Source organism: Citrobacter sp. Igbk 16 (genome assembly GCF_028069755.1).
Lineage (GTDB): Bacteria > Pseudomonadota > Gammaproteobacteria > Enterobacterales > Enterobacteriaceae > Citrobacter.
Genome location: NZ_JANEWJ010000062.1, coordinates 1 through 4757 on the forward strand (window position 1 = coordinate 1; position 4757 = coordinate 4757).

At 50.0% G+C, this 4757-nt stretch carries 4 protein-coding genes, 4 tRNA genes, 1 rRNA gene and 1 pseudogene; 2 read left to right on the plus strand and 8 right to left on the minus strand.

The features are described from left to right. From NNO03_RS22255 to NNO03_RS22275, 5 genes are all read right to left on the minus strand, one after another. A partial coding sequence (locus tag NNO03_RS22255; RefSeq protein WP_000031687.1) for a GTP-binding protein occupies positions 1–301 on the minus strand: 301 nt, incomplete at its 3' end. A gap of 118 nt (positions 302–419) precedes the next feature. Next, positions 420–495 (minus strand) — tRNA-Thr (locus NNO03_RS22260). A gap of 5 nt (positions 496–500) precedes the next feature. Next, positions 501–575: transfer RNA gene (locus NNO03_RS22265), tRNA-Gly, on the minus strand. Between the two features lie 115 nt (positions 576–690). Further along, a tRNA-Tyr gene (locus tag NNO03_RS22270) sits at positions 691–775 on the minus strand. A gap of 8 nt (positions 776–783) precedes the next feature. Then, positions 784–859, minus strand: a tRNA-Thr gene (locus NNO03_RS22275). A gap of 19 nt (positions 860–878) precedes the next feature. Between NNO03_RS22275 and NNO03_RS22280 the strand changes: the two are divergent. Both NNO03_RS22280 and coaA read left to right on the plus strand, forming a co-directional pair. Next, positions 879–947 (plus strand): annotated as a pseudogene (locus NNO03_RS22280) (hypothetical protein); the annotation flags it as partial. Positions 948–1249: 302 nt separating this feature from the next. Beyond that, entirely contained in the window at positions 1250–2200 is a 951-nt protein-coding gene (coaA, locus tag NNO03_RS22285) for a type I pantothenate kinase (RefSeq protein WP_271442069.1), read from the plus strand. A 33-nt stretch (positions 2201–2233) separates the two neighbouring features. Here the strand turns inward: coaA and birA are convergent, their stop codons facing one another. The 3 genes from birA to rrf form a co-directional block, all read right to left on the minus strand. Then, positions 2234–3196, minus strand: a complete 963-nt coding sequence (birA, locus tag NNO03_RS22290) for a bifunctional biotin--[acetyl-CoA-carboxylase] ligase/biotin operon repressor BirA (RefSeq protein ID WP_271450590.1) — start codon at positions 3194–3196, stop codon at positions 2234–2236. Next, a complete protein-coding gene (gene murB / locus NNO03_RS22295; RefSeq protein WP_271450591.1) occupies positions 3193–4221 on the minus strand; it encodes a UDP-N-acetylmuramate dehydrogenase in 1029 nt (342 codons plus the stop codon). Before murB ends, birA begins: the two co-directional genes overlap by 4 nt. A 418-nt stretch (positions 4222–4639) precedes the next feature. Beyond that, positions 4640–4755, minus strand: a 5S ribosomal RNA gene (gene rrf / locus NNO03_RS22300). Positions 4756–4757 lie beyond the last annotated feature (2 nt).

The window sequence follows — 4757 nt, forward strand, 5'->3', positions numbered from 1 at the left end:
CGTCCATCTGCGCAGCACCGGTGATCATGTTTTTAACATAGTCGGCGTGGCCCGGGCAGTCTACGTGCGCGTAGTGGCGAGTCGGGGTGTCATATTCAACGTGAGAAGTGTTGATGGTGATACCACGCGCTTTTTCTTCCGGCGCGTTATCGATCTGATCGAATGCGCGAGCAGCACCGCCGTAGGTTTTAGCCAGAACGGTAGTGATTGCAGCGGTCAGCGTTGTTTTACCATGGTCAACGTGGCCGATAGTACCGACGTTAACGTGCGGTTTAGTACGTTCAAATTTTTCTTTAGACATCGATTGTCCCTCTAAGACACGGATAAATCGGTGATATCACCACATCAACCAGGCAATATACCTGAGCTGTTGAATGCTTTTAAAAGTAAACAGAGAGAAACGGGAAGGAGAAGTGAAGTGGTGCTGATACCCAGAGTCGAACTGGGGACCTCACCCTTACCAAGGGTGCGCTCTACCAACTGAGCCATATCAGCACGTCTGGAGCGGGCAGCGGGAATCGAACCCGCATCATCAGCTTGGAAGGCTGAGGTAATAGCCATTATACGATGCCCGCATCCTGAAACTCGGCTACCCAGTTCTTTCTGTAACAAAAAAGAGATTTCTCTCTTTTTTGTTTGAGCTGATTAAATTTTTTAACCAACTCAGGCGGCGATAACGCTGCCAGAAAGTGGTGGTGGGGGAAGGATTCGAACCTTCGAAGTCTGTGACGGCAGATTTACAGTCTGCTCCCTTTGGCCGCTCGGGAACCCCACCGGACTTGATGGTGCCGACTACCGGAATCGAACTGGTGACCTACTGATTACAAGTCAGTTGCTCTACCTACTGAGCTAAGTCGGCATCAAGTAGCGCGCATTTTATGGATACCTGCGTGCTCATGCAACTAAAAAATTGCATAAAATGTTCTTCCGCTCACATTTTGCACTATACGTCCGATAAATAATCTATTTCTTGTCTGAATTGCACAAATTTCCAACGCTGGGCCTTATAACCGGAGAGGGTTTCGCTCCGTTATTCACGTTCGGACAGAGAGAAAGCACATCTTTATACATCTGGAATACTCGTCACAATGCTTTTCAGGGGACGATTTTTTCTTATTATTCCCCCTCATCTGGTGTTACCCTCCTGCCCATTGTCCAAATTAACTGAAATGTGCGTGCCATTGCGTGCCGGGGATGATTTCGTTTTTTATCACTGACCTGATATAGCAATGACAGCCAGACCATGCGTATGAGTATAAAAGAGCAAGCGTTAACGTCGCCTTACCTACAGTTTGATCGCAACCAGTGGGCTGCGCTTCGTGATTCAGTGCCGATGACCCTGACCGAGGAAGAGATTGCTCGTCTGAAAGGCATTAACGAAGACTTATCGCTGGAAGAAGTTGCTGAGATTTATTTGCCTCTATCGCGTTTGCTAAATTTTTACATCAGTTCAAACCTGCGACGCCAGGCTGTTCTGGAGCAATTTTTAGGCACAAACGGCCAGCGTATTCCTTATATCATTAGTATTGCAGGCAGTGTTGCAGTTGGTAAAAGCACAACCGCGCGCGTTTTGCAGGCACTGCTGAGCCGCTGGCCAGAGCACCGCAAAGTTGAGCTGATTACGACCGATGGTTTCCTTCACCCAAACCAGGTGTTGAAAGAACGCGGGCTCATGAAGAAGAAAGGCTTCCCCCAGTCTTATGATATGCACCGTCTGGTAAAATTTGTTTCCGACCTGAAGTCAGGCGTCCCTAACGTCACCGCACCGGTCTATTCACATCTGATCTATGACGTGATCCCTGATGGCGACAAAACGGTTGCCCAGCCGGATATATTGATTCTCGAAGGGTTAAATGTATTACAAAGCGGAATGGACTACCCCCACGACCCGCATCATGTATTTGTTTCTGACTTCGTCGATTTTTCTATTTACGTTGATGCGCCAGAGGAATTACTCCAGACGTGGTACATCAATCGATTCCTGAAATTCCGTGAAGGGGCATTTACCAATCCTGACTCTTATTTCCATAACTACGCGAAATTGTCCGAGGATGAGGCTGTCAATACAGCAATGTCGCTCTGGAAAGAGATTAACTGGTTGAATTTAAAACAAAACATACTACCTACGCGTGAGCGAGCCAGTTTAATCATGACCAAGAGCGCCAATCATGCCGTTGAGCAAGTCAGGTTAAGAAAATAAATAAAAAAAGGGGAGCCGATGCTCCCCTTCTTATTATTCGGCACTTCTGAGCGATATTTCTCCGCCCATCCATGGTGTTATCTTGCCATTCTGTTCAAGCAATAGTGCACCTTGTGCATCTATTCCTCGCGAGATACCAAATATTTCTTTATCGCCAATAATGAGTTTAACTGGGCGGTTGATAAAGTTATCAAGTACCTTCCAGCGTGATAAATAAGGCACCAACCCCTCTTGCTCAAACAGTATCAGCGCAGCACGAAGCTCGCGGATCAGCCGGGCCGCAAGCGTATTACGGTCAATGTTTATGCCTGCTTCCTGTAAGTTAATCCACCCCTGATTAACCACATTCTCTTCTACCCGGCGCATAGACATGTTAATTCCGGCACCAATAACGATCTGCGCGGCATCACCCGTCTTTCCGGTGAGCTCAACCAGAATGCCCGCCAGTTTTCGATCGAGCAGGTAGAGATCATTAGGCCATTTCACACGGACTTTATCCGCCCCCAGATCGCGTAAAACCTCAGCCATGACGATACCAATGACCAGACTCAGGCCAATCGCCGCTGCCGGGCCCTGCTCCAGGCGCCAGAACATAGAGAGATACAGGTTAGCACCAAATGGCGAGAACCATTTACGCCCACGTCGGCCACGACCAGCCTGCTGATACTCCGCTACGCAGGCATCTCCGGATGTCAGTTGCCCAATTCGATCCAGCAGATACTGGTTGGTTGAATCAATTACGGGCAGAACGGTGATGTTTCCGTCACCCAGTTGAGAATGAATAACGGATGAGTCTAGTAGCTGGATGGGCTCTGGTAAGCTGTAGCCTTTACCTGGAACAGTAAATACATCAACGCCCCAGTCGCGTAACGTCTGGATGTGTTTGTTAATCGCTGCACGACTCATTCCCAGTTTTTCACCGAGTTGCTCACCTGAATGGAATTCGCCATCAGCCAATAATGAGATGAGCGTCAGGGGGACGGTATTATCCTTCATGCGATGATCTCCACAGCATTCACTTCACCCTGCGGGCCGATAAATCTAACCTCTGGCTCAAGCCAGACATTAAACTTCTCACCCACTTTATGTCGTACATGATGTGCAAGTTGCACGACATCCTGGCTCGTCGCATTACCCGCATTGATCAGTACCAGTGCCTGTTGTTGATGTACTGCTGCGCCACCAATACGCATGCCTTTGAGCTGACACTGATCGATAAGCCAGCCAGCGGCCAACTTCACTGAGCCATCGGCCTGGGGATAGTGAGGTGCGGTCGGGAATTGTGACAGGAGTTCCTGTGCAATTTCCGCTGCAACAACCGGATTTTTAAAGAAACTTCCCGCATTACCGTTTATTTTCGGGTCAGGCAGCTTTGTTGTTCGCATGTGGCAGACGGAATCAAACACCTGATGAGGTGTGACCGTTGCAAGATCCAGACGCGTCAAATCGCCGTATGTCAGTACGGGCTGCCACTGTTTAGACAAACGCAGACCGACGGCTACAATCGCGACGCGATCCTGATACTCATGCTTAAAGATACTGTCACGATACCCGAAGCGACATTCCGCAGCACTTACACGCAGATGCTTACCGGTCGCCAGTTCAATGCAGTCCACATATTCGCAAACACGCTGAAGTTCCACACCATAAGCACCAATGTTCTGGATTGGCGATGAGCCAACACAGCCGGGAATAAGCGCCAGGTTTTCCAGCCCAGGCATGCCAAGCTGCAATGTATGCTGTACCAGATGATGCCAGTTCTCACCAGCCCCAACGTGTAGATACCACGCGTCAGGCTTCTCTGTAACCTCTATACCTTTGATACGGTTGACGATCACCGTGCCATGGAAATTATCGAGGAACAGGACGTTACTCCCCTCACCCAGAATCAGTACCGGATGGTTTAATACATTGGCAGCTTGCCAGGCGTTCAATAGTTGTTGCTCATTTTCAGCACAAACAATCTCGTTGGCAGACTGGTCAATGCCGAAGGTGTTCCAGGCTTTAAGGGAGTGATTCATAGACGCTTTCCTGATGCAAAATCGCGCTTAGTTTACCGCATATGCCGCAGGATGGCTTGTTTTATGGAAGCGTGGGGGGTTGCTTTGTGCCCGATGGTGCCGCGATGTGCCTGATGCGCTGCGCTTATCAGGCCTACCTTGTAGTGCCGTTGTAGGCCGGATAAGGCGGGACGCCGCATCCGGCGGTTTTCACTCCCCACAGACGCAAAAAAGCCCGTCCGGCAGGATGGGCTTCTTCACTTATTTGATGCCTGGCAGTTTATGGCGGGCGTCCTGCCCGCCACCCTCCGGGCCGTTGCTGCGCAACGTTCAAATCCGCTCCCGGCGGATTTGTCCTACTCAGGAGAGCGCTCACCGACAGACTGCAGATAAAACAAAAGGCCCAGTCTTTCGACTGAGCCTTTCGCTTTTATTTGATGCCTGGCAGTTCCCTACTCTCGCATGGGGAGACCCCACACTACCATCGGCGCTACGGCGTTTCACTTCTGAGTTCGGCATGGGGTCAGGTGGGACCACCGCGCTACAGCCGCCAGGCA